Source organism: Pseudarthrobacter sp. IC2-21, from assembly GCF_034048115.1.
In the GTDB taxonomy this organism is placed as follows: Bacteria; Actinomycetota; Actinomycetes; order Actinomycetales; family Micrococcaceae; genus Arthrobacter; species Arthrobacter naphthalenicus.
Window position 1 is genome coordinate 3,605,924 of record NZ_CP139145.1, and the last position, 23,159, is coordinate 3,629,082.

Annotated in this window: 22 protein-coding genes; 11 read left to right on the plus strand and 11 right to left on the minus strand. The window is 64.8% G+C overall.

Translation table 11 applies throughout. The annotated features are described in order from the left end of the window. Positions 1-125: 125 nt before the first annotated feature. Genes SBP01_RS16685 through SBP01_RS16700 form a run of 4 tightly spaced genes read right to left on the minus strand, consistent with a single transcriptional unit; the run spans position 126 to position 5,923 of the window. The gene (locus SBP01_RS16685) at positions 126-2,633 is read right to left on the minus strand and encodes a GcvT family protein (RefSeq protein ID WP_320536569.1); all 2,508 of its coding nucleotides are present in this window, start codon (positions 2,631-2,633) and stop codon (positions 126-128) included. A 37-nt stretch (positions 2,634-2,670) separates the two neighbouring features. After that, entirely contained in the window at positions 2,671-3,633 is a 963-nt protein-coding gene (gene purU, locus SBP01_RS16690) for a formyltetrahydrofolate deformylase (RefSeq protein ID WP_320536570.1), read from the minus strand. 9 nt (positions 3,634-3,642) lie between these two features. Then, positions 3,643-5,541 carry a BCCT family transporter gene (locus SBP01_RS16695; protein ID WP_320536571.1) on the minus strand — a complete coding sequence of 633 codons (1,899 nt, stop codon included), beginning with the start codon at positions 5,539-5,541 and terminating at the stop codon, positions 3,643-3,645. 31 nt (positions 5,542-5,572) lie between these two features. Continuing rightward, positions 5,573-5,923, minus strand: a complete 351-nt coding sequence (locus SBP01_RS16700) for a bifunctional 3-phenylpropionate/cinnamic acid dioxygenase ferredoxin subunit (RefSeq protein WP_275215567.1) — start codon at positions 5,921-5,923, stop codon at positions 5,573-5,575. A gap of 248 nt (positions 5,924-6,171) precedes the next feature. Between SBP01_RS16700 and SBP01_RS16705 the strand changes: the two genes are divergently transcribed. Together SBP01_RS16705 and SBP01_RS16710 are read left to right on the plus strand one after the other, a co-directional pair. Then, complete coding sequence (locus SBP01_RS16705) at positions 6,172-7,362, plus strand: NAD(P)/FAD-dependent oxidoreductase (protein ID WP_320536572.1); 1,191 nt, start codon at positions 6,172-6,174, stop codon at positions 7,360-7,362. Between the two features lie 75 nt (positions 7,363-7,437). Beyond that, positions 7,438-8,667 (plus strand): aromatic ring-hydroxylating dioxygenase subunit alpha, encoded by a 1,230-nt coding sequence (locus SBP01_RS16710; protein ID WP_320536573.1) that lies wholly within the window; start codon positions 7,438-7,440, stop codon positions 8,665-8,667. 129 nt (positions 8,668-8,796) lie between these two features. On the opposite strand, the gene SBP01_RS16715 is transcribed toward SBP01_RS16710, so the two are convergent. Beyond that, entirely contained in the window at positions 8,797-9,606 is an 810-nt protein-coding gene (locus SBP01_RS16715) for an IclR family transcriptional regulator (protein ID WP_275215570.1), read from the minus strand. A gap of 126 nt (positions 9,607-9,732) precedes the next feature. On the opposite strand from SBP01_RS16715, the gene SBP01_RS16720 reads away from it, so the two are divergent. After that, the gene (locus SBP01_RS16720; RefSeq protein ID WP_320536574.1) at positions 9,733-10,305 is read left to right on the plus strand and encodes an MOSC domain-containing protein; all 573 of its coding nucleotides are present in this window, start codon (positions 9,733-9,735) and stop codon (positions 10,303-10,305) included. 90 nt (positions 10,306-10,395) lie between these two features. Here the strand turns inward: SBP01_RS16720 and SBP01_RS16725 are convergent, their stop codons facing one another. Further along, positions 10,396-10,872 (minus strand): MarR family transcriptional regulator, encoded by a 477-nt coding sequence (locus SBP01_RS16725; RefSeq protein WP_275215572.1) that lies wholly within the window; start codon positions 10,870-10,872, stop codon positions 10,396-10,398. Between the two features lie 363 nt (positions 10,873-11,235). On the opposite strand from SBP01_RS16725, the gene SBP01_RS16730 reads away from it, so the two are divergent. The 3 genes from SBP01_RS16730 to SBP01_RS16740 are packed head-to-tail and all read left to right on the plus strand — an operon-like array spanning position 11,236 to position 13,303. Beyond that, complete coding sequence (locus SBP01_RS16730; RefSeq protein ID WP_320536575.1) at positions 11,236-12,222, plus strand: hypothetical protein; 987 nt, start codon at positions 11,236-11,238, stop codon at positions 12,220-12,222. Next, positions 12,219-12,650 carry a phage holin family protein gene (locus tag SBP01_RS16735; protein ID WP_320536576.1) on the plus strand — a complete coding sequence of 144 codons (432 nt, stop codon included), beginning with the start codon at positions 12,219-12,221 and terminating at the stop codon, positions 12,648-12,650. The genes SBP01_RS16730 and SBP01_RS16735 overlap by 4 nt, the downstream gene beginning before the upstream one ends. Then, positions 12,647-13,303: a DUF3618 domain-containing protein gene (locus tag SBP01_RS16740; protein ID WP_320536577.1), complete on the plus strand. Its 657-nt coding sequence runs from the start codon at positions 12,647-12,649 to the stop codon at positions 13,301-13,303. Before SBP01_RS16735 ends, SBP01_RS16740 begins: the two co-directional genes overlap by 4 nt. 75 nt (positions 13,304-13,378) lie before the next feature. Here the strand turns inward: SBP01_RS16740 and SBP01_RS16745 are convergent, their stop codons facing one another. Beyond that, entirely contained in the window at positions 13,379-13,702 is a 324-nt protein-coding gene (locus tag SBP01_RS16745) for a hypothetical protein (RefSeq protein ID WP_320536578.1), read from the minus strand. Positions 13,703-13,916: 214 nt separating this feature from the next. On the opposite strand from SBP01_RS16745, the gene SBP01_RS16750 reads away from it, so the two are divergent. After that, entirely contained in the window at positions 13,917-14,501 is a 585-nt protein-coding gene (locus tag SBP01_RS16750) for a TetR/AcrR family transcriptional regulator (protein ID WP_320538375.1), read from the plus strand. Then, the gene (locus tag SBP01_RS16755; protein ID WP_275214937.1) at positions 14,498-15,484 is read left to right on the plus strand and encodes a DMT family transporter; all 987 of its coding nucleotides are present in this window, start codon (positions 14,498-14,500) and stop codon (positions 15,482-15,484) included. The genes SBP01_RS16750 and SBP01_RS16755 overlap by 4 nt, the downstream gene beginning before the upstream one ends. On the opposite strand, the gene SBP01_RS16760 is transcribed toward SBP01_RS16755, so the two are convergent. Further along, positions 15,419-15,763 (minus strand): DUF3846 domain-containing protein, encoded by a 345-nt coding sequence (locus SBP01_RS16760; RefSeq protein ID WP_275214936.1) that lies wholly within the window; start codon positions 15,761-15,763, stop codon positions 15,419-15,421. The two genes, SBP01_RS16755 and SBP01_RS16760, sit on opposite strands and share 66 nt — an antisense overlap. 822 nt (positions 15,764-16,585) lie before the next feature. Here SBP01_RS16760 and SBP01_RS16765 point away from each other — a divergent pair. After that, a complete protein-coding gene (locus tag SBP01_RS16765; RefSeq protein WP_320536579.1) occupies positions 16,586-17,677 on the plus strand; it encodes a type I restriction endonuclease in 1,092 nt (363 codons plus the stop codon). A gap of 33 nt (positions 17,678-17,710) precedes the next feature. Here the strand turns inward: SBP01_RS16765 and SBP01_RS16770 are convergent, their stop codons facing one another. Then, positions 17,711-18,451 carry a GOLPH3/VPS74 family protein gene (locus tag SBP01_RS16770; protein ID WP_320536580.1) on the minus strand — a complete coding sequence of 247 codons (741 nt, stop codon included), beginning with the start codon at positions 18,449-18,451 and terminating at the stop codon, positions 17,711-17,713. A gap of 253 nt (positions 18,452-18,704) precedes the next feature. Here SBP01_RS16770 and SBP01_RS16775 point away from each other — a divergent pair, with 253 nt between their 5' ends. After that, positions 18,705-20,939, plus strand: coding sequence for a discoidin domain-containing protein (locus SBP01_RS16775; RefSeq protein ID WP_320536581.1), 2,235 nt, complete (start codon positions 18,705-18,707; stop codon positions 20,937-20,939). 114 nt (positions 20,940-21,053) lie between these two features. Here SBP01_RS16775 and SBP01_RS16780 read toward each other — a convergent pair whose 3' ends face one another. Then, positions 21,054-21,590, minus strand: a complete 537-nt coding sequence (locus SBP01_RS16780; protein ID WP_320536582.1) for a flavodoxin domain-containing protein — start codon at positions 21,588-21,590, stop codon at positions 21,054-21,056. 76 nt (positions 21,591-21,666) lie between these two features. Then, positions 21,667-22,446, minus strand: a complete 780-nt coding sequence (locus SBP01_RS16785) for an SDR family NAD(P)-dependent oxidoreductase (protein WP_320536583.1) — start codon at positions 22,444-22,446, stop codon at positions 21,667-21,669. A gap of 98 nt (positions 22,447-22,544) precedes the next feature. On the opposite strand from SBP01_RS16785, the gene SBP01_RS16790 reads away from it, so the two are divergent. After that, positions 22,545-23,147, plus strand: coding sequence for a helix-turn-helix domain-containing protein (locus SBP01_RS16790; protein WP_320536584.1), 603 nt, complete (start codon positions 22,545-22,547; stop codon positions 23,145-23,147). The last annotated feature ends 12 nt before the right edge of the window (positions 23,148-23,159 follow it).

A 23,159-nucleotide genomic window follows, 5' to 3' on the forward strand; every position in this document is an offset into this window, starting at 1 on the left:
GATCGTCTTCAACCACGAGTGACGAACAGGAAGTGCGGCCCACGAAGTTGCCCCGCGAGAGGGCACTTGACGGCAATGTCCCACGACGGGACTGCCGCCAAGTGCCCTCTCGAGGGGTAGAAAGCTCAGCCGCGCAGCCGCTCCATACCGGGATCAAACAGCGGCTCGGCCGTGACGGTGGCGGCCACGCGGCGCCCGAAATACTCAATCTCCACCGGATCACCGACCGATACGGAGGCCGGCAGCCAGGCGTACGCGATCGGTTTGCGGACCGTGTAGCCGTAGGCGGCGCTCGTGACATAGCCGGCAGCGGAGCCGCCCACAAACACAGGCTCCTTGCCCAACACAAGGGATGTGCCGTCGTCGACCGTCAGGCACCGCAGCGCCCGGGCGGCCGGCTGCTCCTTGCGGGCAACCAAAGCTTCGGCACCCACAAAACCCGTCTTGTCCTTGGCCACGGAGAAGCCCAGGCCCGACTCGTACGGCTGGTGCTGTGAGGTCATGTCCGTGCCCCACAGCCGGTAGCCCTTCTCCAGCCGCATGCTGTTGAACGCGCCGCGTCCGGCCGCGATAATGCCGTGCTCGCGCCCTGCCTCGAACAGCAGATCCCACAGCTTCAGCCCGTACTCGGCAGTGGTGTACAGCTCCCAGCCGAGCTCGCCGACGTAGGAGAGCCGCATGGCGGTGACCGGGATGCCGCCCACCGAAATCTCCTTGGTCCGGAAGTACTTCAGGCCGTCGTTGGTCAGGTCGTCCGTGCTGACCTTGCCCATCACCTCGCGGGCAAGCGGGCCCCAGAGGCCGATGCAGCAGGTGCTGCCGGTGATGTCGGAAACGTGCACCCACTGCGAAGAGTCCGCCAAAGACTGCTGACGTGCCTCCACGCGCAGGTAGTCAAAGTCCACGTTGCTGTTCACGCCGAGCTGGAACTCTTCCTCCGCCAGGCGCGCCACGGTCACGTCACTGCGGATGCCGCCGTCGTCCGCCAGCAGCAGGCAGTACGTCACGGCCCCAGGCTTCTTGGCGATGTTTCCGGTGCTGAGCCGCTGCAGCAGCGCCTCGGCCCCTGGCCCCACCACGGACAACCGCTTCAGCGGCGTCATGTCATAAAGTCCGACGGCGGTGCGCGTCTTCCACGCTTCGGCCGCGGAGATCGGGGAAGAGAACATCGCGGACCACTCGTCCCGTTCCGGCGCCTGCCACTCGACGGGCAGTTCCGAAAGCAGGCTGCGGTTGGCCTCGAACCAGTGCGGGCGCTCCCAGCCTGCGGACTCCAGGAAGAACGCCCCGAGCTCTTTCTGCCGGACGTTGAACGGGCTGACGCGCAGGTCCCGCGGGGATTCCCTGGGCTGGAGCGGGTGCAGGACGTCGTAAATTTCCACAAAGTTCTGCTGCGACGTTTCGCTGACATACGCATCAGAGGTCTGCACCTCCTCGAAGCGGGTCAGCTCGCAGCCGTGCAGGTCGGTGCGGGACTGGCCCTCGATGAGAAGCTCGGCCATCGCCTTCGCGACGCCGGCGGAGTGGGTGACCCAGACTGCCTCGGCCACAAAGAAGCCGTCGAGGTCCGGCGCCTCCCCCATCAACGGCCCGCCGTCGGGAGTGAAGGAGAAGATGCCGTTGAAGCCATCCTCGATCCGGGTTCCGTGCAGCGCCGGCAGCAGGTCCTGGCAGTCCTCCCAGGATGGGGCGAAGTCTTCCAAGGTGAAGTCGAGCCGGGACGGCATGTTGTGATCGGACATGTCCTCCGCGCCGACCTTCGGCAGCGTGTTCATGTCCACGGGCATGGGCTTGTGGGCGTAGCTGCCGATGCCAATCCGGTCGCCGTGTTCGCGGAAATACAGGTCGCGGTCCTGGTAGCGCAGGATGGGCTTGCCGGCCCCGTTGGGCAGCTCGTTCACGCCGCGCAGCGCGTCCAGCGGAGTGGTTTTGACGTACTGGTGGGCGAGCGGCAGCAGCGGCACCTTCAGGCCCACCATCTTGCCGACTTCGCGGCCCCAGAACCCAGCACAGGACACGACAATGTCCGCGGGGATCACGCCGTCGGCCGTTTGCACGCCGGTGACCTTGCCACCTGCCTGCTCGATGCCGGTCACGGCGGTGGAACCCTGGTACGTGACGCCTGCGGCACGGGTCTTGCTGATCAGCAGCTGCACGGCGCGGGCCGCGGAAGCCAGGCCGTCCGAGGGCACCAGGAGTCCGCCCAGAACCCGCCTGCCGTCGGCAAGTGCGCCCGGGTTCAGCAGCGGGTAGTACTTCTCGCATTCGTCGGCGTCGATGATCCGGCCTTCGATGCCCCAGGAGGTGGCGTAGCCCAGCTTGCGCTTCAAATCCTCCAGCCGCGCCTCCGTGGTGGCCAGTTCAAGCCCGCCCACCTGGTTGAAGCAGGACACTCCGTCAGCGGTGAGGGAGAGCAGCTTGTCCACGGTGTAACTGGCAAATTCGGTCATGGTCTTGGACGGGTTGGTCTGGAACACCAGGCCCGGCGCGTGCGAGGTGGACCCGCCCGCGAGTTCCAGGGGCCCCTGTTCGACCACCGTGATGTTGGTCCAGCCGCGGGTGGACAGTTCGTCCGCGAGGTTGGTGCCGACGATGCCGGCGCCCATGATGACAACGCGTGGTGATGCGCTCATAAGTAGTTCTCCTGTTTGGCTTTGGCGGACGCCCGCGTTAGCGGAAGACGACGGTGCGGGTGTTGTTGAGCAGGACGCGGTGCTGGCAGTGCCACTTGACCGCCCGGGACAGCGCCTGTGTTTCGGCGTCGCGGCCCACGGTCACCAGGGCGTCGGCGTCCAGGCTGTGATCCACCCGGAAGACTTCCTGCTCGATGATGGGGCCCTCATCCAGGTCCGCGGTGACGTAGTGCGCGGTGGCTCCGACGAGCTTCACGCCGCGGTCGTACGCCTGGTGGTAGGGCTTGGCACCTTTGAAGCCGGGCAGGAACGAGTGGTGGATGTTGATGGCGCGGCCGCGGAGGCTGCTGCAGAGGTCGTTGGAGAGCACCTGCATGTAGCGGGCCAGGACCACCAGGTCAGCGTCGTACTCGGCCACGAGTTCCAGGAGCCGGGCCTCGGCTTCGGGTTTGGTGGCTGCCGTCACCGGGACGTGGATGAAGGTCAGTCCGGCGGCCTCCGCCATGGGGCGCAGGTCCTCATGGTTGGAAACCACGACGGCGATCTCCGCACCGAGGCTGCCTGCCTGCCACCTGAAGATGAGGTCATTGAGGCAGTGCCCGAACTTCGAGACCATCACCAGCAGGCGCTGCGGCCGGCCGTCGTGGATGGTGAAGTCCATGCCGAACTCGCCGGCGATGGGTGCGAAGGCCGCGGTGAGGGTGTCCACGTTCTGGTGGCTGTCCCCCTCCGCCCCGTGGCTTGGCTCTTCGAAACCGCCGCCGGTGAAGGCGGTGCGCAGGTACAGCTTTCCGCTGACGTGATCGTCGAACTGCTGGTGCTCCACGATGTCGAAGCCGCGGTCCGCCAGGAAGGCCGTCACTGCCCGGACGATTCCGGGCTGCTCGGGGCAGGACAAGGTGAGAACGAGTTGGGCGGGGCGGGTGGAGGCTGCCGCCGTTGCGGTGCCGGCCGCGGCGGTGGCGTTGCCCGGGGCCCGGCTCTCAAGAAGGATGGTCACGGTTTGCTCCTAAAAGGTGGGGGTGGGCGTGGCGGACTCGGCGTTGGGGGCATCGCCGGGGCAGCGGCTGCCGTCCGGGCAGCGTTCGCCGCATTCGTGTTTGGTCACGAGATCGAACTGGGCTCCGCCGTGCTGGTCTACGCCCGTGCGGATGGCGCGCTCCACCACTGAGTCAGCCAGCCGCCGTCGGAGTGAGAGCGGATCCCGGCGCAAATCCTTGACGATGGCGAAGCACAGCAGCAGCATGACCAGCACGAACGGCAGGGCCGCCACAATGGTGATCCGCTGCAGTCCGGACAGCGCCTCGGAGGGCTCGTCGCCGCCGGCCAGCAGCATGACTGCCGCCACCGCTCCCGTGAGGAGTCCCCAGAAGATGACCAGGCCACGCTTCGGGTCGGCGGAACCGTTGGAGCTCAGTGACGCCATGATGATCGACGCCGAGTCGGCACCGGTGATGAAGAAGATGGCCACCAGGACCATGGCCAGGATGATGACCGCGGCGGTCAGCCAGGCAGGCATGGACATGTTCTTCACAAGGTCGAACAGTGCTCCGTCAAAGTCGATGGACGGCGTCCCGTTGGCCATGGAAACCAGTCCGGGGGTGCCGGCTTTGTCCGCTTCCTGCTGGACATGGAAGGCCGTGCCGCCAAAGATGGCGAACCAGATGACGCTGACAATGCTGGGGACCAGCAGGACGCCGGTAACGAACTGGCGGATGGTCCGGCCCCGGCTGATCCGGGCAATGAACATGCCGACAAAGGGAGTCCATGACACCCACCAGGCCCAGTAGAAGATGGTCCAGCCGGACATCCACTTGCGCAGCGCCTCGTCACCGACTGCTTCGGTGCGGGAGGACATTTCGGCAAGGTCCCTTGCGTAGTCGCCCACGGCGGCGGGGATGAGGTTGAGGATGAACAGGGTGGGCCCGGCGATGAAGACGATGACTGCCAAGACCACGGCCAGGACCATGTTGATGTTGGAGAGCCACTGGATGCCGCGGCTGATCCCGGACACGGCCGAGGCAACGAAACAGGCCGTCAGGATGGCGACGATGGCCACCAGGACGGGGGTGCCGATTTCGCCGATCCAGCCGTTCGATGTCAGGCCGCTGCCGATCTGCAGTGCGCCAAGGCCCAGGGAGGCTGCCGTACCGAAAAGCGTGGCAAAGATCGCCAGGATGTTGATGAACTTACCCACCGGCCCTTCCACTGCCCGGAGTCCGAACAGGGATGTAAAGGCCGCGGAAATCAGCTGCCGGCGGCCCAGGCGGTAGGTGCCATAGGCCATGGCGATGCCAACCACCGCGTACATGGCCCAGGGATGGAGGGTCCAGTGGAAGATTGACGTGGCCATGGCCGTCTGGATGGCTGCGGGAGTGCGCCCGTCCACGGTTCCGGGCGGCGGCGAGATGTAGTGGTAGAGCGGCTCCGCGACGCCGTAGAACATCAGGCCGATGCCCATGCCGGCCGCGAACATCATCGAGATCCAGGAGACCGTCTTGAACTCGGGCTTTTCGCCGTCCTTGCCCAGCGGGATGTTGCCCCATTTACCCAGGGCCAGCCAGAGGACGAAGACAACAAACAACGAGGCCAGGACCATAAAGAGCCAGCCGGTGTATTCCATGACCCAGTCGAGGGCGAGTGTAGAGGTGGCGGCCAGGCTGTCCCGGCCGAGGAAGCCCCAGGCCACGAAGGCCAGGGCAACGGCACCGGTGATGCCGAAGGTTGCCTTGTCGAGGGTGAGTTTACTGTTCCGCCGCTTGGCCACAGCCTGTTCGGCGCGGGTCCGGCGGAGTTCCTGCATGATCAGTTCGGTGTCCTCTGCCTCCGACCCTGGGCCGTATGTGGGGAGGAGGTCTGATTCGTCCAAGACGTCATTGTCCGGCCGGGTTTCACTGTTCAAAGCCATGAGCAAGTCCTTTGTTCGGATTCATGGGCTGCTAGACGTGGCCGTCCACTGTCAGTCCGGGGGGAAGGTTGGGGGCCTCCGTGGATTCGGTGATCATGATGTCGCCATCGATCACTGATACTTCGTGGGAACGGACCGGCAGCTTGGCGGGCGGCGCGTCGACGCTCCCGGTGCGGAGGTTGAACCGTGACGCATGGAGCGGGCATTCAACCCAGCAGTCCTCCACCCAGCCGTCGGCCAGGGACGCATCCTGGTGGGTACATGTGTCGTCAATGGCGAAGAGTTCGCCTTCTTCAGTGTGGAAGACGGCGATGGGCGGTGACGTGTTCAGGCGGAGCGCTTCCCCGGGCGCCAGTTCGCTGAGCGGGCATGCCTTGTGCATGAGGGACCTCTTCTTTGTTGGGGGATCTCGATACGCAATTGCCGTCCGCGGGTGTTCCGCATTGGACAACAGCAATCGCTATAAGCAACAGAGTGGGGTAGCTCACACTGCTTGTCAAGGCTTTTCCCTTCTGTTGCGCAGGGCCCGGCGCTTATTGCGCGGACCCTTGACAGCGGCGGTGGCGTAGCTCAGTCTGTTGCACATGGCGATTGTTGTTGCGTAAGAAGCAATTGAAAGAGGACGTCGAAATGAAGACGCTAGCTATTGTGGGGGCTTCCCTGTCAGGCCTCTCAGCCGCCCGGGCCGCCCGGGCCCAAGGTTTCACCGGCAGGTTGGTCATCATTGGCGATGAACCCCACCGGCCGTACGATCGACCCCCGCTCTCCAAGGAGTTCCTGCTTGGCCGGGTGACGGCAGAGGACCTTTCTTTAGAGTGCGACGACGACGGGCTGGAAGCTGAATGGCTTCTGGGCAGCGGAGCAGCCTCCCTCGATGCCGGGTCCCGGAGCATCCGCCTGAAAGACGGCAGCACCGTCCAAGCCGATGGCATCGTCATCAGCACCGGGGCAAGGGCGCGGCAGCTCCCCACTCTGGCCGGGCTCAGCAACGTCTTTACCCTTCGCACGCTCGCTGACGCCCAGGACCTTGCTCCCGAACTGGTGCCTGGCAGCAGAATGGCAGTCATCGGCGCCGGCTTCATCGGCGCGGAGGTTGCCGCCGCGGCCGCATCGCGGGGCATGGACGTCACGATCATCGACACCAAGCCGGTACCGTTCGCAGCCCAACTCGGAACTGAGATGGGCGGGCTGGTGGGCGGGCTTCACGCCGCAAACGGGGTGGAACTCATTTCCTCCGCCGTTATTGAGGACTTCTACAGCGGCGAAGGCAACGTGACAGGCCTCCGGCTGCAGGGAGGGCGCTATGTGGGCACCGATGTTGTGGTGGTAGGCATTGGCGCCGAACCCAATACCGAGTGGCTTGAAGGCTCCGGCCTGGAGCTGTGCGGCGGGGTGGTGTGCGATGCCATGGGCCGTACCAGCGCGCCGGGGATCGTTGCCGTGGGTGACTGCGCCGCCTGGTTCGACGCCGAGGTGGGGCTGCACCGCCGGATGGAGCACTGGACCTGCGCCCTGGAACGGCCGGCCGTTGCCGTTGAAGCCCTGCTGGACGCCGGCGCCACGTCAAAACCGGCGAAACCACACTATTTCTGGTCCGACCAGCACGGCGTCAAGCTGCAGTTCGCCGGCCACTCAGCGGGGTACGACCGGCTCGAGATCGAGGCCGGCGACCCGCAAACTCACAGTTGCCTCGCCGTCTACTACCGGGCCGATGTTCCAATTGCCGTCCTCGGCATGAACCAGCCCCGGCTCTTTACCAAGTGGCGCCGCAGCCTTGCGGCGCCTGCCCCCGCACTCGTGGGAGCCGCCGTCGTGCATTAACTGCCAATTCCACCCCCGTACCAATACCTACCCACCAAGTTTTGCTGTTGATCTTTTGTTCGTAAGGAGGACAAATTGTCTGTTGAGGTTAGTGCCCCGAGTCTGATCCCCACCCTGCCCGGCTACACCTACGTGGATGAGGCCGTATTCCGGGCCGAGCAGGAGCGGATCTTCGAACAGATGTGGTTCTGCGCCATTCGGTCCGCGGACCTGGACAAGGCCGGTGCCTGGAAAACCGTGCAGATCGGGCGGGAAAGTGTGCTGATCAGCCGGACCCGCAAGGGCGCCATCCGGGCGTTCTACAACGTCTGCAGGCACCGCGGCGTGAAGCTGTGCATGGAGGAGCAGGGTGAAGCCTCCCGCTCGTTCCAGTGCCCCTACCACGCCTGGACCTACGATTTTGAGGGCAAGCTCATCGCCGCGCCCAACCTGACCAAGATGCCCGATATTGATCGGGACGAGTACGGCCTGGCGAAAGTGCACATCCGCGAGTACCTCGGCTACGTGTGGGTGTGCCTGGCCGATGAGCCGCCGTCGTTCGAAGAGGAAGTCATGGGCGCCATTGAGGAGCGGCTCGGCGATCTGAAGGCAATCGAAGGCTACGACGTGGCCAACCTCAGCCTGGGCCGCCGCATCCGCTACGACGTGAAGGCGAACTGGAAGCTCATCATCGAGAACTTCATGGAGTGCTACCACTGTGCCACCATCCACCCGGAACTGACCGAGGTCCTGCCGGAGTTCGCCGACGGCCTGGCCGCCCAGTACTTCGTGGGCCACGGCGCGGAGTTCGGGGACGAGATCAAGGGCTTCACCATCGACGGTTCCGAAGGCCTGGACATCATTCCCGGCGTGGGCGAGGACCAGGACCGGCGCTACTACGCCATCACCATCAAGCCCACCGTGTTTGTGAATCTGGTGCCGGACCACGTGATCATCCACCGCATGTTCCCGATGTCCGCAGACCACACCATTGTTGAATGCGACTGGCTGTACCTGCCCTCGGTGGTTGAGAGCGGCAAGGATGTCACGGCCTCGGTGGAACTGTTCCACCGGGTCAACATGCAGGACTTCGACGCCTGCGAACGCTGCCAGCCCGGCATGGCTTCGAAGACCTACGCCAAGGGCGGCGTACTGGTCCCGAGCGAGCACCACATTGCCGCTTTCCACGATTGGGTTCAGGAAAAGGTGGGTGACATCGCCCCGACCGGTGAAGTGCGGATAGGCCTCACCGCCGAGACCGCGCCGCTGGAGGAACGGGCTGAAACCCTCAAACGGTACGAGTCACCGGCAAGCCGCGCCTCCTAGGGTTCGCCAAGCCAACCGTTGGCAGCCAGGGTTCGTCGAGCTGGCTTCGCCGACGGCGGTGCCTTGCGCAGATAAGCACCCCGGACTTCTGTCCGGGGTGCTTATCTGCGTTCCGGGCGCGGCATGCAGTTAGCGCCGGGTGTAGCCCATCCTCGCGCTGACCTGGATGCCGGCCTCCTTCATTCCTTCGACGAGTCCCGGCTCCTTCTCGGGGTCGAAGCGGAAGGCGGGGCCGGAGATGCTGATGGCGCCAATGACCGTTCCCTGGTGGTTGTACACCGGTACGGACAGGGAGTTGATGCCGATCTCGAATTCCTCCAGCGTGACGCCGTAGCCGTTGCGGGCGATGCTGATCAGTTCGTTCTCAAGCTTGGCCCGGTTGGTGATGGTCCGCGGGGTCCTTGCCGGCAGCCCTGTCTCTTTCAGGATCCGGTCCCGTTCGTCCGCGGACAGCGCCGCCAGCAGGACCTTTCCGCTTGAGGTTGCGTGCAGCGGGGTCAGGCTGCCCACCCAGTCGTACGTTGCCAGCGTGGAAGGCCCCATTGCCTGGTCCACGTTGACGGCGTAGTTGGAGCGCAGCACGGCGAGGTTCACGGTTTCCTTGAACTGGTCAGCCAGGCTCTCCATCACCGGCCGCGCTTCCTGGACCAGGCTCAGCCGGCCCGGGATGGAGCTGGCCAGCCGCAGGATGCCGAAGCCGAGCTGGTACTTTCCGCGGTCACTGTTCTGGTGAACCATCTCCCGGCTCACCAGCGATCCCAAAAGCCGGGAGACCGTGGATTTATGGATCCCCATCTCCTCGGCGATGTCGCTTACGCCGGCGTGGCCGTCGCGGGCCAGGATTTCAAGGACTGCAATGGCCCGGTCCACCGACTGCACGCCGCCGTGCTGGCCCGCATCCGCGTCAACGTCGGATTCGCGGTCATTTTTCGAAGCCATGATTCATACTCTCAAGTAGTGTGCGGCTTGCTTGCCCGCCTCAGAAGGACCATGTAGCTCCCTCTCGGTTAGTTCCACGCTTCCGATCCTATGCGAGGTCCAGGGAACGAGGGTTAGTTTTAGGACATGACTGCAACGCACCGGTACGACGTCGACATCCTGCATCTTCTGGTGTCCCCTGCGCACGCCTACTTCGGCCGCGCGCGGGAGGGGGCGGCCGATGTCCCCACCAGGGACGCCGAAACTGTCGAGCTGGTGGCGGGCAAAGGAATCGTGGGTGACCGCTTTTTCGGCAAGGCAGCGCACATGGACGCGGCAGTCACACTGATTTCCATCGAGGCGCTCGAAGCGCTGGCAGCGGAACTGGGTGCTGCGCCGTTCGACCCGCTGCTGACCAGGCGCAATATTGTCCTTCGGGGCGCGCAGCTGGCACCGCTGATTGGTGGGGAGTTCGTGCTGGAATCCCAGGGACAAGAGGTGCGCTTTAGGGCCGGCCGGGCCGCCAACCCGTGCGCGTGGATGGACCAGATACTCGCTCCCGGCGCCCACAAAGCGATGCGCGGCCGCGGTGGCGTACGTTGCCAGCCGCTCACGGGCGGGTTCCTGCACCGCGGTCCGGCAGTGCTGCTTAGTCCGGTGCCCCTGGAGCCCCGCCTGGCAGGCGAGGTCGCCAGGTTGAAGGCGTCACGGCTTCCTTAGGGAAGGCGTGAGGCCGCCAGGTGGAATGACGCCTGCCTTAAGGAATGCCCGGAGCCGGCTAGTGGCCGCCTGCCCGTCCTGCCGGACCTGTCATTTGTTGGCCCATTGACTGGGCATCCCTGAGGCTGAACGGGGCGGGGTGGAGACGGGGTTCTGAAGGCTGTCCACGAATCTGTTAAGTTCCGTGCGGAGCTTTAGCCACCCCTGCGCGTCGGCGGGGAAGGCGTTGGCCTGCGCATCTCGGGCGGACTGCAACAGGGCGCGGCCCTCGTCCGTGAGCCCAATGGTGAATTGGCGGCGGTCCCGCGGGTGGCGTGTCCTGGTGACCAGACCCGCAGCCTGGAGTCGCTCCAAAACCCTGCCTATGGTCTGGCTTTTGACATGGATGGATGTAGCCAGCTGCTCCTGGTTGAGGGGCCCGTTAGCGAGGCCGCCCATGGCAATGGCCGCGGCCCGGGTCAGCCCCAAGGGCGCCAACACCTCATCCTGGCGGCGCTGCAATAACCGTGCTGCCAAGACGAGGAGGCGGTAGCCATCCCGGATATCACTCTCTGAATTGCTCTTCATCTGAACCGTCCTTGCCTCTGACGTTCACACGACGCAGTGACGTCGATGCTGTCTGTGCCTTCGACGGCGGTGCACGTCGTCGGCGGATTACGCATGGTTCACGCCCCTACAATAAGCATGCTTATCATCCCCTTGGCAAGCTGGCCCGCGATTCGCGTCAGGCAGTGGCCGCATTCCCTCCCGGATGACCCCACTCCCCTGACCGGATCCGCGGCGAGGGAAAAACCAACCCTTGCAAAGCGGATGGCAAGTGTGCTTAGTATCGAATAGTAATCTTGCTTACTATTCGTTCCGAGCCGGCACCGCCGGCAATCTCGCCAGAGCGATCCAATGAGAACGTGATCCATCGAAAGAGAGCGACAAATGACTGAGAACCAATGGCCCCAGACATCGCCGTCGACCCTCGACCAGTACGGGGACCCGGCCCCGGCCATGCCGGCCGGAGCACCCGGTGGCACCGCATCAAAAACGGACGCCGCCAAAACAGAGGCTTCAGGCGTGGCCAATCAGGCAGCTGGTGCGGCACAGGACGTGGCTCAAACAGCCAAGACGGAGGCTGCCAACGTAGCCGCCGAAGTGAAGACGAACGCCCGGGACCTCCTGGACCAGGCCAAATCGGACCTCACCAGCCAGGCCGGCACGCAGCAGCAGAAAGTAGCGGAGGGGATGCGTTCCATCTCCACCGAACTGCGCGCCATGGCGGACGCCTCCCATGAGCCGGGCGTGGCGTCGGACCTGGTGCGCCAGGCCGCCGACCGGTCGCATTCCGTGGCGTCGTGGCTTGACGGCCGCGATCCCGGATCACTCCTGGACGAAGTCAAGACCTTCGCCCGCCGCCGCCCCGGCACCTTCCTTCTGCTTGCCGCAGGCGCAGGTGTGCTGGCGGGACGCCTGGGCCGCAGCCTGCAGGCCGGCGCCCCCGCCTCGACCGGGACTCCCACCCCATCAGTCCAGCAGCCTGGCAACCCCGCGGCATACCCAACCACCGGACAGGGCCTAACCGGACAGGGCGTAGCGGCCGGAGTTGGTGCGCCGTTCTATGACGAGCCCGCCGTGGGCCATCCGGGTCTGGCCGAACCCACCTACGGCGAACCGGCCTACGGTGAGCCGGGTGCCGCCCAGCCCGCGTACGGCGAACCGGCCTTCGGTGAGCCCGCCTACGGTGAGCCGGGTGCCGCCCAGCCCGCGTACGGCGAACCGGCCTTCGGTGAGCCCACGTACGGTGAGCCGGGCGCGGCCCAGCCCCCGTACGGCGAACCGGCCTTCGGCGAGCCCACGTTCGATGATCCTGCGCGCCGTCCGTCCACGTCCACGGACCCGGACGCTGAAGGGGAAGGACGCCACCTGTGAGTAACCACATTCCGGAGCCGCCTCCCTCGGAGGCGCATGTGAAGGCGGACAACACCTCGCTCGGTGACCTGCTCGGAGAAGTCACCCGCGACCTGTCCACCCTGATGCGCCAGGAAGTCGAACTCGCCAAGGCCGAACTCAAAGAATCCGCCACCAAAACCGGCAAAGGCGGCGGCATGCTCGCCGGCGCCGGCGTCGCCGGACACTTCGTCCTGCTCTTCCTCTCGATCGCCCTCTGGTACGCCCTGGGCGAGCTGATGGGACTGGGCTGGTCCGCCGTCGTCGTCGCCGTGATCTGGGCCATCATCGCCGCGATCCTGGCCTCCGTGGGCCGCAAGGAACTCAAAGCGGTCAAGGGCCTGCCCCAAACCAGCCAGACCCTCTCAGAAATCCCCCCAACCCTGAAACCCGGTGAGGTAAAACGATGAGCGAGAACCCGGACGCAATCCGTGCAGACATTGAAGCAACCCGCGCCCGCCTGGGCACCAACGTGGACGCCGTCGCGGACAAAGTCACCCCGTCCAACATCGTCCAGCGCCAAACCGACAAAGTAAAAGAAGCCGTGTTCGGAGTGAAGGAGAAAGTCATGGGAACCACCGACGCCACACCCGCGTACACCAACGCCTACACCGGCCAGCCGGTGGGCCAGGGGACCGGGCACAGCACCGGAGGGTCCGTTCACAACGCCACCGACACTGTCTCGGCTAAGCTCAGCGACGCCGGCACCGCCATCGGCGACGCCCCGCACCAGGTCAAAGCCAAAACCCAGGGCAACCCCCTGGCCGCCGGCCTGATCGCGTTCGGCGCCGGGATGCTGCTCTCCTCCCTGATCCCCGCCAGCGAGAAGGAACGCGAAGCTGCCGACGCCCTGAAGACCGCCGCCGAGCCCATGACCACCGAGCTGACCGAGGCCGCCAAAGACATGGCCCAAGGCCTCAAGGAACCAGCCCGCGAAGCCATGGAAAACGTCAAGGCCACCGCCACCGACGCCACACAGAACGTCAAAGCCGAAAGCCAACTCGCCGCAGCCGACGTCAAAGACCGCGCCGCCGACGCCAAGGACACCGTCCAAAACACCTAGGCTCAGCTAGGACAAGCCAGGGCCGGCCTTCCGTTGGAAGGGCGGCCCTGGCTCATTTAACTGTTGTCTGCAGAGCTAACTATTGCCCGGCGAGCCTTGATCATCAGCCATGGCCTGGTTGGCGATCAGGTCCACCCGGTCAGCGGCAGTCAGTGTGTCATCGTCCTGAACGGCCGCGACGTCCTGGCTGTCCACCGGTCTGCCTTCCGGCCCCGCTCCGGGCTCGGAAGTTTCGTCGTGGTGTTCCTTATGCCGGGCCTCCTGGAGATGGTGCTCCAGCTTTTCTTCCGCGTCGCGGCGGCGTTGACCCACGGTCCGCATTTGCTGCGTCGTCGGCGCCACATGCGCGTGCTGGTGGGGGCCATTGTCATGGATGCTGGCACCGTAATCTTCGCTCATACAGAAATCGTCCCACTGTATTCCGGTGCCGGGAAGGTGCAGCCTCCCTTGTCCCCCGAGCCCGGCCCCCGATTGTCCCGCAGGCGCCCGCAGATATTCCCTGAAACGCACGACGGCGGGAGGTCGCCGTCGTGCGTTTTCGGCACCTTGGTAGGTAGACTGGTCTACCTACCACTCAAGTGATCAAGGACCGGCCGTGACAGCGAGACAAGAGATGCCGACAACCCGCCCCTCCCGGCGGCCCGCCCGGGAGGCGCTGCTGGAGGCGGCGGCCAAACGGTTTTACGCCCACGGCCTCACAGGGACGGGCATCGACTCCATCACAGCCGAGGCGGGCGTGGCCAAGAAGAGCCTGTACAACAACTTCGCGTCGAAGGCGGAGCTGGTGACGGCTTACCTGTTCGCGCGGCATGAGGAATGGCTGGGCCTGTACCGGGCAAGGCTGGAAAAAGCGGCCACCCCAAAGAGCCGCGTGCTGGCGGTCTTCGATGCCTACGCCGACCACGCCGACCTCGCGTATGAGCACGGCTTCCGCGGCTGCGGCCTGCTGAACGCGGCCGCCGAGCTGCCCATCGGCGACCCGGGACGCGCTGTGGTGCGGCGGCACAAGGAGGAGGTGGAGGAGTTGCTGGCCCAGCACCTGGCGGAACTTCCCGGCCCGGCCGGGCAGGCCGCCCACCTCGCCCGGCATCTGGCCTTCCTCCTCGAAGGGTCCATGGTCCGCGCGGGCCTGGAAGGTGATGACCGCTGCGTCCGGGAGGCCCGCGACATCGCGGCCGGCCTGCTGGACAGCCTGTGACGACCGCTCGTTTCCACGGGTCCGCCTGGGGCGCGCTGTTCGTTCTGGGCGCATCGGTCCTCTGGGGAACCACCGGGACCGCGGCCACTTTCGCGCCGGATGTGAGCCCCTTGGCGATCGGCGCGGCGGCCATGGGTTTCGGCGGCTTGCTGCAGGCCGCGGTCGCCGGGCGTCTGCTGAAGGCTTTCGGCTTCAGCCTGAGGAGCCAGTGGCGCACCGTGGCTCTGGGAGCGGTGGCCGTGGCCGCCTATCCCCTGGCCTTCTACTCGTCCATGCACCTGGCCGGGGTAGCCGTGGGGACGGTGGTGTCCATCGGGTCGGCGCCTCTGGCGTCTGCTGTGATTGAACGGGTGGCGGACAGGAGGCCGTTCACGCGCCGCTGGGTGGGGGGTGCGATCCTCGGCGTCGTTGGTGCGGGGCTCCTCTGTATCGCCGGCGCGGGCATGCCCCGGTCCGCAATGGAGTCCGTGCCGGCCTGGTCGGCTCCGGCAGGGATTGCACTGGGGCTGCTGGCTGGACTGACGTATGCCCTCTACTCATGGGCGGCGCACCGCGTCATTAACACAGGCGTGCCATCAAGGGCGGTGATGGGCGCCGTCTTCGGGACCGGGGGCCTCTTGCTGATGCCGGTCCTGGCGATCACCGGGATGCCCTTCCTTGCGTCCTGGCAGAACCTGGCGGTGGGTGCCTACATGGCGTTGGTGCCCATGTTCGCCGGCTATGTTCTGTTCGGCTGGGGCCTGGCCCGGGTTCACGCGAGCACGGCCACCACCCTGTCCCTTTCGGAGACAGTAGTGGCGGCCGTTCTCGCTGTGGTGATTGTGGGCGAACGCCTGCCGGCGCCGGGCTGGCTTGGCGCCGCGATGATCGCAGCCGGCCTGTTCGTTCTGACGCTTCCGGCGCCGCGGAGTCTGAAGCTACGCCGCGAGCGGCGCGTCGAAAAGCTGCTCGGCGAGCCGGATCAGGTGACCCGGGGCGTCTGATTCGCTCCTGCGGCCCCCGTGGCCGAGGAACACGGCGGTCCCGTTGAGGGTGTCGTCCAGGGAGATGCCCGCTTCACGGGCCAGGACTTCGGCCCGTACGTTCTGGGGCAGGCGGCTTCCCTCGTCGTTCAAGTAAACGTGCCAGTCCTTGCTGGTGAGGGATTCAATGTTTCCTTCGACCAGCTTCTGCAGTGCTTCCATTTCCGTGTCCACAATTTCGATGCGCACCGGTTGCGTCAGGTGGGCAGGGACGATCAGGGCGTTAAAAGTGGTCTTCATGGTCATGTCCTTGTGACTGAAACGTGGATCTCAGTTGCGGCCTCAAGTGGCGGCGAGAAGTGAGTGGCGGGCAGCCGAGTGGGTCTAGGAGTCTCACATTCGGCTGCCCGCGGTCGATCAGCGCTGGTTTTTGCGCGGCTTTATGAACTGAATTTCGCTGGTTTCACTTTTAGCTCTTTTTTCGGCGCGCTTTTCGAGAATTGACTTTCCCGCTTTTTTGACGCTGCCGCTCTTGGGCGATTTTCCTGACAATGGAATTCCACCTTTCTATCCTGTGTGTCTACCCGATACCATACACACTTATATTTTTTATGCCAGTTTCGGGAAAAAGCCCGCCGCGGACCGTCAGGTCTTTCCTGCACCGTCCGGGCGGACCTGCCAGGAGGCCCCGTAAGTCGTCCCAAGCGAATTTTCTGAAGCCCGACCAGGGGTTTGGCTAATTTTCGCTCGATGTCTCGGGCGGCTATGCGCTTTTATTTTTCCGACCCCTTGAACGTGAAAATTTTCCTATTCGCAAGGTCGCAGCTAAAAGCCTCCCTAATCCCAGCGCCCGGCCGGACGGCCGACGGCGGGAACCGGCTGCTGCCCGCCCCAGCCCGGCGTGGGTCCGCGGGCTCACAACGCCGTGATGTGGCCCGGTGGAGCCCTTGCCGCTCGCTCCTGATCCCAGGGAGCCGAGTCTTTTGACCCCTTCGCGCGGCCATCCTGACGGCCGGCGCGTTGGAAAACATGCATCACCAAGAAATTCGATGCGCGCTGCACGGCAAGATGTCATTGCCCTGCGCTACCGTTGGCAGCACCAACATTTTTCAAGGGGGACAAATGGAGTTTTCAGAGAAACTTTCGGCATTGGCAGCAAAGGTGCGCCAACAGCGGGATGTGATCCAAACCGAAGAAGCGACAAAGAATGCCTTTGTTATGCCCTCCATTTCCACAATCCTCGGATACGACGTCTTCAATCCGCTGGAAGTCGTTCCGGAGTTCATCGCGGACGTGGGGCTGAAGAAGGGCGAGAAGATCGACTACGCAATCGTCAAGGATAGCGAAGTGCAGATCCTGATCGAGTGCAAGAAATCCACCGAGCCCGTCAAGATCGAGCATGCTTCCCAGCTGTTTCGGTACTTTGCCGTCACCAACGCCAGGATCGCAATCCTCACCAACGGTGAGGTGTACCAGTTTTTCACTGACCTCGATGCACCGAATCGGATGGATGACAAACCGTTCCTGGTGCTTGATCTGAGTGATATTGATGAGTCACTCATTCCGGAATTACAGAAGCTATCCAAAGACGTCTTCGACCTTGATTCCATCATCAGTGCCGCCGGTGAACTGAAATACATCGGGGAACTCAAAAGGAGCCTGGCGGCGCAGTTCAAGGAGCCGGAGGATGAATGGATCAAGTTCCTGACTGGACGGGTCTATCAGGGCCCCTATACCCAGAAAGTGAGGGAACAGTTCACCGCCCTTGTTGGCAAAGCGTCAAAGCAGTTCCTGAATGACCAGGTGAACGAACGGCTGAAGAAGGCCCTGGGTGCCCCCGGCTTTCCGCAAAATGACGATGCAGCAGTGGCCGCCCTTGTCACCAGTGCACCTGTTGCCGAAGCCGACCTCGCTGAGGCGGACGGCCTGGAAACAACGCTGGAGGAAATCGAGGGCTACCAGATCGTCCGGGCCATCGTCTGCAGTGAGGTCAAGCCGGCCCGCGTCTCGCAGCGGGATGCCAAGTCCTACTTCGCGGTGCTCCTGGACGATAACAACCGCAAACCCATTGCTCGCCTGCATTTCAACCGCACCCAGAAGTACATCGGACTTTTCGATGACAACAAGGAAGAAACGCGCGTGCCGATCAGCTCGCTGGAAGAAATATACGAGCACACCGAAGCCCTGCGCGCGAGCGTCAAGGGCTACCTGTAATCCACCACCGCAGCCCGTGTCATCACGGCGCTGTCACAACGTTGCAGCTTCCTGTTCTGCCAGCCTGATCATCCTAAGTTCGTCCTCCACAGCGCGGGCTGGCCAATAATCCTTGGCCAGCTCGTCTGCCTTGGTGAGATCTGCTGCGGGGAAAAGCTTTCCGAGCAGTCCGGCCGCCTGAAGCAACGCGATGAGCACGATGGTCCTGGCATCGGGGGCGCCCGGACCGGCCGCGGCAACGGGGGTACCGGACTGGGGCGTCCCCGTAACGGAAGCGTCGATCGGAACCGTGGTGTCCGGCAACTCGAGATCGGAGTGCGGGCCGCTGAGGGCGGCCTCGATCCTTTTCCGGAGCGCCGCCTCCGGCGCATGGTCCTTCTCGGGGTACCGCACGGTCCGGAACGCGCCGAGGTGCTTTTCACCTACCTGTTCCACGATGCCCAGTGATTCCAGACCCTCATAGACGCGCTGCACCTCGGCACGGCCCTCCAGCATGGAAACCCAGCGCTTGGGACTGTGCGGCCGGGACTTTCCCCGGATAATGTCCAGCTCACGCTGGAGGGACGTTGCCGGGGAGGTGTCGGTCGCCACGACGTGCTTCCCCTGCAGCTCGACTGCACCGATCAGGTCCAGCTCGGCCAGGATGGCCCCGGCCAGAGTGGTTCTGAGGGCATACACCGGCACTTCAGGTTTGCCGGTGGTGTCATTCGTTGCAAGCAGGAGGAAGGCCTGGGGCAGGTTGAGTTCGGTCGTCTGAGCTGGTTCAGCATTCATAGGATCATGGTGGCCCTGTTCGTGGGTGACCACAATGGAATCTTGAACGGACGACGGCGGGAGGCCCGCCGTCGTCCGCTTTCCGTGGTGCCGCCCCCGCAAGTAGCCCCCTGCAGATCAATTGGGTAGTGATTACTCGTGCGCCCGCCCACCGTCCTTCCGTAGCATCACAGTGCGTCTGGGGCGTCAAAGGAGACGAGGGGGGCTTCGGGGACTGCTGGTTCTCGCCTCCCGCCTATCGCGAGGAGAACCAATGAATCACCAGATTCCGGAACATCCGCCCCCAGCCCCGGCGCCTGACCCGCAACCCAAGAAACGCCGGGGGAAAATCGCCCTCGTAGCCCTGGCGGGGGTCATCACCACGGGAGTGGTTTTGGGCATTGTGGTACCCGGTGTGGCCGAACCCGAACCCCTGCCGCCCGTGGACGCAACCATCAGCATCGACCTGGACACGGCGGTCAACCAGTTCCCGGGAACGTTGGCCCTCGGCGCCGGCGTGGACGGCCTGGAGGAAGGCGAGATCGACAGGGTCTGGACCCCCAAAAACGTTCAAGCGATGAAAACGGCCGGTTTCGGACCGATCAGCTACCGCCTCCGAACGGAACTCGGCGTCAAGGCCTGGCACTGGAATCCCCGCGGAACATGGAGTGACGCAGCTGCCCAGCAGGGGTACTGGGTGTCATCAGATGAACCACTAGACGATTACCGGGCGTCGCAGGGCTACCGGCTTCCCCGCCGCGGAAACACCATTGATCAGGCCAAAAACGACGGCTATTCCCGGCTCTCCGACGGTAACCCCGCCACCTTTTGGAAGAGCAACCCGTACTTGGACTCGCACTTCACCGGGGAAGCTGACGACCGGAATCCGCAATGGATTATGGCGGTGTTCCGTCAGGCAGTTCCCATAGACACCGTCCAGTTCGACTGGGGCACCCCCTACGCCGCCGCGTTCAAGGTGCAGTACTGGTCCGGCAAGGACGCGCATTTCCCGGTGGACGACGGAAAATGGGTGGATTTTCCGCAGAGCGCCCATGAGGGCGCCGGCGGTTCCCAGACCGTGCGGATCGCACCGGAACCCCTGCCTGTGCAGTATGTGCGTATTGTCCTCACCCGGGACTCGGACACGGCTCCGGCGGGCTCCACCGATGTCCGCGACAAACTGGGGTTCGCCCTCAACGAGCTGGCCATTGGCCAGACCACCGCCGACGGGTTCGTTGATCACGTGGTCCACGAGGCATCACAGGGGCAGACGGAGATGTGGACCTCCTCCACCGACCCCTGGCACAGCGTGGCCGACATCGACAAACACTACGAACACGCAAGCTTCGAGCGGCTTTTCGGCAGCGGCATCACCAACGGCCAGCCAATGATGGTGCCCGCACCTGCGCTGTACGGTGTGCCGGAGGATGCGGCGGCCCTGGTGAGCTACCTCAAGAAGCGTGGCTACCCGGTGAAACGCGTGGAGATTGGTGAGGAACCGGACGGCCAGCTCGCCCAGCCCGAACACTACGGCGCACTCTACGTGCAAATGGCCAGCGCCATGAAAAAGGTCGACCCCACCCTGGAGTTCGGCGGTCCGGGCTACCAGACCACCCTGCCCGCGTGGGTGCACTGGCCCAACGACAACGGCGTGAGGTCCTGGACCGGCCGCTTTGTGTCCTATCTGCGGGCGCGCAACGCGATGGAGGACTTCGACTTCTACTCCTTCGAGTGGTATCCCTTCGACGATGTGTGCGCGGATCCGAGCGCACCGCTGGCCGAACACCCCAAGCTGCTGAAGGAGCTTCTCGCCCGCGAAGAACAGGCCGGCCTTCCACCTGACATCCCCAAAGTGATAACCGAATACGGGTACTCCTCCTTCGCGGGCCAGGTGGAACTGGAACTGCCCGGAGCCATGATCAACGCCGAAACTGCAGCCCTTTTCCTGACCCTCGGCGGGGAGACCAGTTACTACTACGGGCTGGAACCGAACTGGGTCTTCCAGGAAAAAGAAGGCCAGAAGTGCAACTCGTGGGGCAACCTGATGATGCTGCAGTTCTATGACAACTGGAACCTCCGGCCGCTGGCCGCCTTCTATGCCGCCAGGCTCGTGAATGAACACTGGGTACTCAAGGGCGGAGGAAACCACACCGTTTACACCGCCACCAGCGACATCCACAACTCCAAGGGTCAGCCGCTGGTCACCGCCTACCCGCTGCGCCGGCCGGACGGCACCCTTAGCGTGCTTCTGTTCAATAAGGACCCGAACCGGACCCTCAAGGTTCGGCTGATGCACAAGACCAACGGCGGCCAGGAGGTGATTAAAGGAGACCTCGAGCTCGACCAGTATTCGGCCGAGCAGTACGTCTGGCACCCGACCCCGGGCCAAAAGAACGGCGGCTATCCCGATCCCAGCCAGCCGCCGTCCTCAAAAGTCATCCACGCCGATAACAACGCCACCTTCACGCTGCCCCCGCGCAGCATATCCGTGGCCGTGACGCAGCGCTGACCGCGCGGTCACGGCAGCGAAACGAGCAAGCGGACGACGGCGGGACTCCCCGCCGTCGTCCGCCCACCGCTGGTGCCGCTCCCCTGCCTTCGCTCCCGCCTCAGCGCTTCGGGGTCACGAGCGGCCGGTGGCCTCGCTGGTGCCCCGCGCCAACTGCTCCGCGATGTCCACGGCCCAAGCGTCGATTTCGGACCAGTCCCGGTAGTCACCGAAGCGGATGCCCATCGCCCGGACCAGCATCCGGGACGAGCGCGGGAACTGGTCCTGCCAGGCAGCCCCGGAAAACACGCGGTGGCCCCGCGGCCGGACCACGTCCCGCAACGCTTCAGCCAGCGTGCGGTCCTGCGCCGCGCGCGCCGGTTTACGCAGGGGCCGGGGCAGGCCGCCGGACATTCCCACGCTGAAGAACCACACCGGCCGCTCGCGCAGAACGTCCTGGTGGCGGCGGACAAACTCCGTGGCTTCGGGCAACCACGCTTGGTTATGGATCGCGCTGCCCAACACCACCGCATCATAGGCACCGGGATCGGCAATCTCCCGCACTGCCTTGACGTCGACCGCCCAGCCCGCCCGCTGCAAAGCACCGGCGATCCGGTGGGCGATCTCGGCCGTCGATCCGTGTGCGCTGGCGTATCCGACAAGCATCCGCATGCCGGCCACCCCCTCTCGTGTGGCCTCATCATAGAGGGGATCAGACGAGGGCAGTAGAGGCTCCCAGGCGGCAGATTTACAGCGCGGACCAGCCGCCGTCGGAGGCCAGGATGGCGCCGTTGACGTTGGTGCCATCGTCGCTGAGGAGGAACGTGATGGATGCGGCGAGCTGCGCGGCCGTGGCGGGTGCGGGGATGTTGGCCTGCATCAGCGGGCCGAGGCGCTCGGCGGCCAGCTGCGATCCCCAGTCGGCCACAATGTTCGTGATGGTGGCGCCCGGAGCCACGGCATTGAACCGCAGGCCCTTCGGCCCGTACATCACGGCCGAGTTCTTCGTCAGGCCGATCACGGCATGCTTGGACGCGGTGTAGGCGGCGCCCGCGGCGGATCCGCGCAGGCCCGCCTCGGAGGCAACGTTGACTACGGAGCCCCTGCCGGCGTCGAGCATCAGCGGCACCACGGCGCGGGTGAGGCGCATGAGGGCCGTGACATTGATCCGGAAGACCCGGTCCCAGGTCTCGTCGTCCACGTCGTGAACCGGGGCAAACCTGTCCATGATGCCCGCCACATTCGCCAGGGCATCCACGCGCCCGCCGGCGGCAGTGACAACAGCGGCCACCGTCTCCTCGGTGGAGATGTCGCCGGCTACCGGAACGAGATCCAGGCCGGCGTTTTCTTCCACAAGGGCGTCGAGGCGTTCCTTGCTGATGTCCGCGGCGATGACCCGGCCGCCTTCCTTGGCAATGCGCAGCGCGGTTGCCTGGCCGATGCCCGAGCCCGCGCCGGTGACAATGACCGTTTTGCCGGCAAACCGGCCGCTGGTGGTGACTTCCTGCCATGAAGCTTCGTTGCCCATGATGTCCTTCCAGACGTTGCTTAGTGTGGTGGACTACACCTTATGACACGCTGTGTCATTATGTAAGGGTGAGTTCTGTTGAGACTACGTCTGACGCTGTGAGTAGCGAGATTCCGCGCCCTCCCGGCCGTCCACCAACAATCGATCCCGACGCCGCGGCCGCCGTCGGGCTGCGGCTGTTTGCCGAGCACGGCTACGAGCAGACCTCCATGGAGGACATTGCGCGGGAGGCGGGAATCAGCCGAAAGAGCCTGTACCGGTACTTCTCCAGCAAAGCCGAGCTCATCTGGGGCGGCATGGAGCCGGCGGTCCAGGCTTCCGGCCGGGTTTTGGATTCCGCCCGCACTCCGGACGCCTCCCGCACTGCCGGAACGCCCGACGCCGGCGTGCTGGCCGGCCTGCGCGCGGCGGCTGTTGCGGGGGCTGCCGCTATTCCGGATTTGTCCGTGACGCGCGGGCGCCTGCGGCTGATTGCAGAGCACCCCGAACTGGCCAGCCGAAGTTACGAATCCCTGGCGCCGCAGCGCGAGCGGGCGCGGGCCTATTTGGTTGCGGCAGGGGTTGGCGAGGACGTTGCCGGGTACCTGTGCGCCGCTTTTATGGGTGCAACGTTCGAGGCCTGGATGCGGTGGGCCGCGGGGACGGACCCCGATCCGGCGCCGTATCTGGTGGCGGCAGTGGGCGTGCTTCAGATGCCGTGAGGTTGGCACCCT

What these genes read in the sequence shown, in the direction of transcription:
- SBP01_RS16685 (WP_320536569.1), bottom strand. Translation starts at nt 2,633, where the DNA reads ATGAGCGCATCACCACGCGTTGTCATCATGGGCGCCGGCATCGTCGGC.
- SBP01_RS16695 (WP_320536571.1), bottom strand. Translation starts at nt 5,541, where the DNA reads ATGGCTTTGAACAGTGAAACCCGGCCGGACAATGACGTCTTGGACGAA.
- SBP01_RS16700 (WP_275215567.1), bottom strand. Translation starts at nt 5,923, where the DNA reads ATGCACAAGGCATGCCCGCTCAGCGAACTGGCGCCCGGGGAAGCGCTC.
- SBP01_RS16705 (WP_320536572.1), top strand. Translation starts at nt 6,172, where the DNA reads ATGAAGACGCTAGCTATTGTGGGGGCTTCCCTGTCAGGCCTCTCAGCC.
- SBP01_RS16715 (WP_275215570.1), bottom strand. Translation starts at nt 9,606, where the DNA reads ATGGCTTCGAAAAATGACCGCGAATCCGACGTTGACGCGGATGCGGGC.
- SBP01_RS16720 (WP_320536574.1), top strand. Translation starts at nt 9,733, where the DNA reads ATGACTGCAACGCACCGGTACGACGTCGACATCCTGCATCTTCTGGTG.
- SBP01_RS16725 (WP_275215572.1), bottom strand. Translation starts at nt 10,872, where the DNA reads ATGAAGAGCAATTCAGAGAGTGATATCCGGGATGGCTACCGCCTCCTC.
- SBP01_RS16730 (WP_320536575.1), top strand. Translation starts at nt 11,236, where the DNA reads ATGACTGAGAACCAATGGCCCCAGACATCGCCGTCGACCCTCGACCAG.
- SBP01_RS16740 (WP_320536577.1), top strand. Translation starts at nt 12,647, where the DNA reads ATGAGCGAGAACCCGGACGCAATCCGTGCAGACATTGAAGCAACCCGC.
- SBP01_RS16745 (WP_320536578.1), bottom strand. Translation starts at nt 13,702, where the DNA reads ATGAGCGAAGATTACGGTGCCAGCATCCATGACAATGGCCCCCACCAG.
- SBP01_RS16750 (WP_320538375.1), top strand. Translation starts at nt 13,917, where the DNA reads ATGCCGACAACCCGCCCCTCCCGGCGGCCCGCCCGGGAGGCGCTGCTG.
- SBP01_RS16760 (WP_275214936.1), bottom strand. Translation starts at nt 15,763, where the DNA reads ATGAAGACCACTTTTAACGCCCTGATCGTCCCTGCCCACCTGACGCAA.
- SBP01_RS16765 (WP_320536579.1), top strand. Translation starts at nt 16,586, where the DNA reads ATGGAGTTTTCAGAGAAACTTTCGGCATTGGCAGCAAAGGTGCGCCAA.
- SBP01_RS16770 (WP_320536580.1), bottom strand. Translation starts at nt 18,451, where the DNA reads ATGAATGCTGAACCAGCTCAGACGACCGAACTCAACCTGCCCCAGGCC.
- SBP01_RS16775 (WP_320536581.1), top strand. Translation starts at nt 18,705, where the DNA reads ATGAATCACCAGATTCCGGAACATCCGCCCCCAGCCCCGGCGCCTGAC.
- SBP01_RS16780 (WP_320536582.1), bottom strand. Translation starts at nt 21,590, where the DNA reads ATGCGGATGCTTGTCGGATACGCCAGCGCACACGGATCGACGGCCGAG.
- SBP01_RS16785 (WP_320536583.1), bottom strand. Translation starts at nt 22,446, where the DNA reads ATGGGCAACGAAGCTTCATGGCAGGAAGTCACCACCAGCGGCCGGTTT.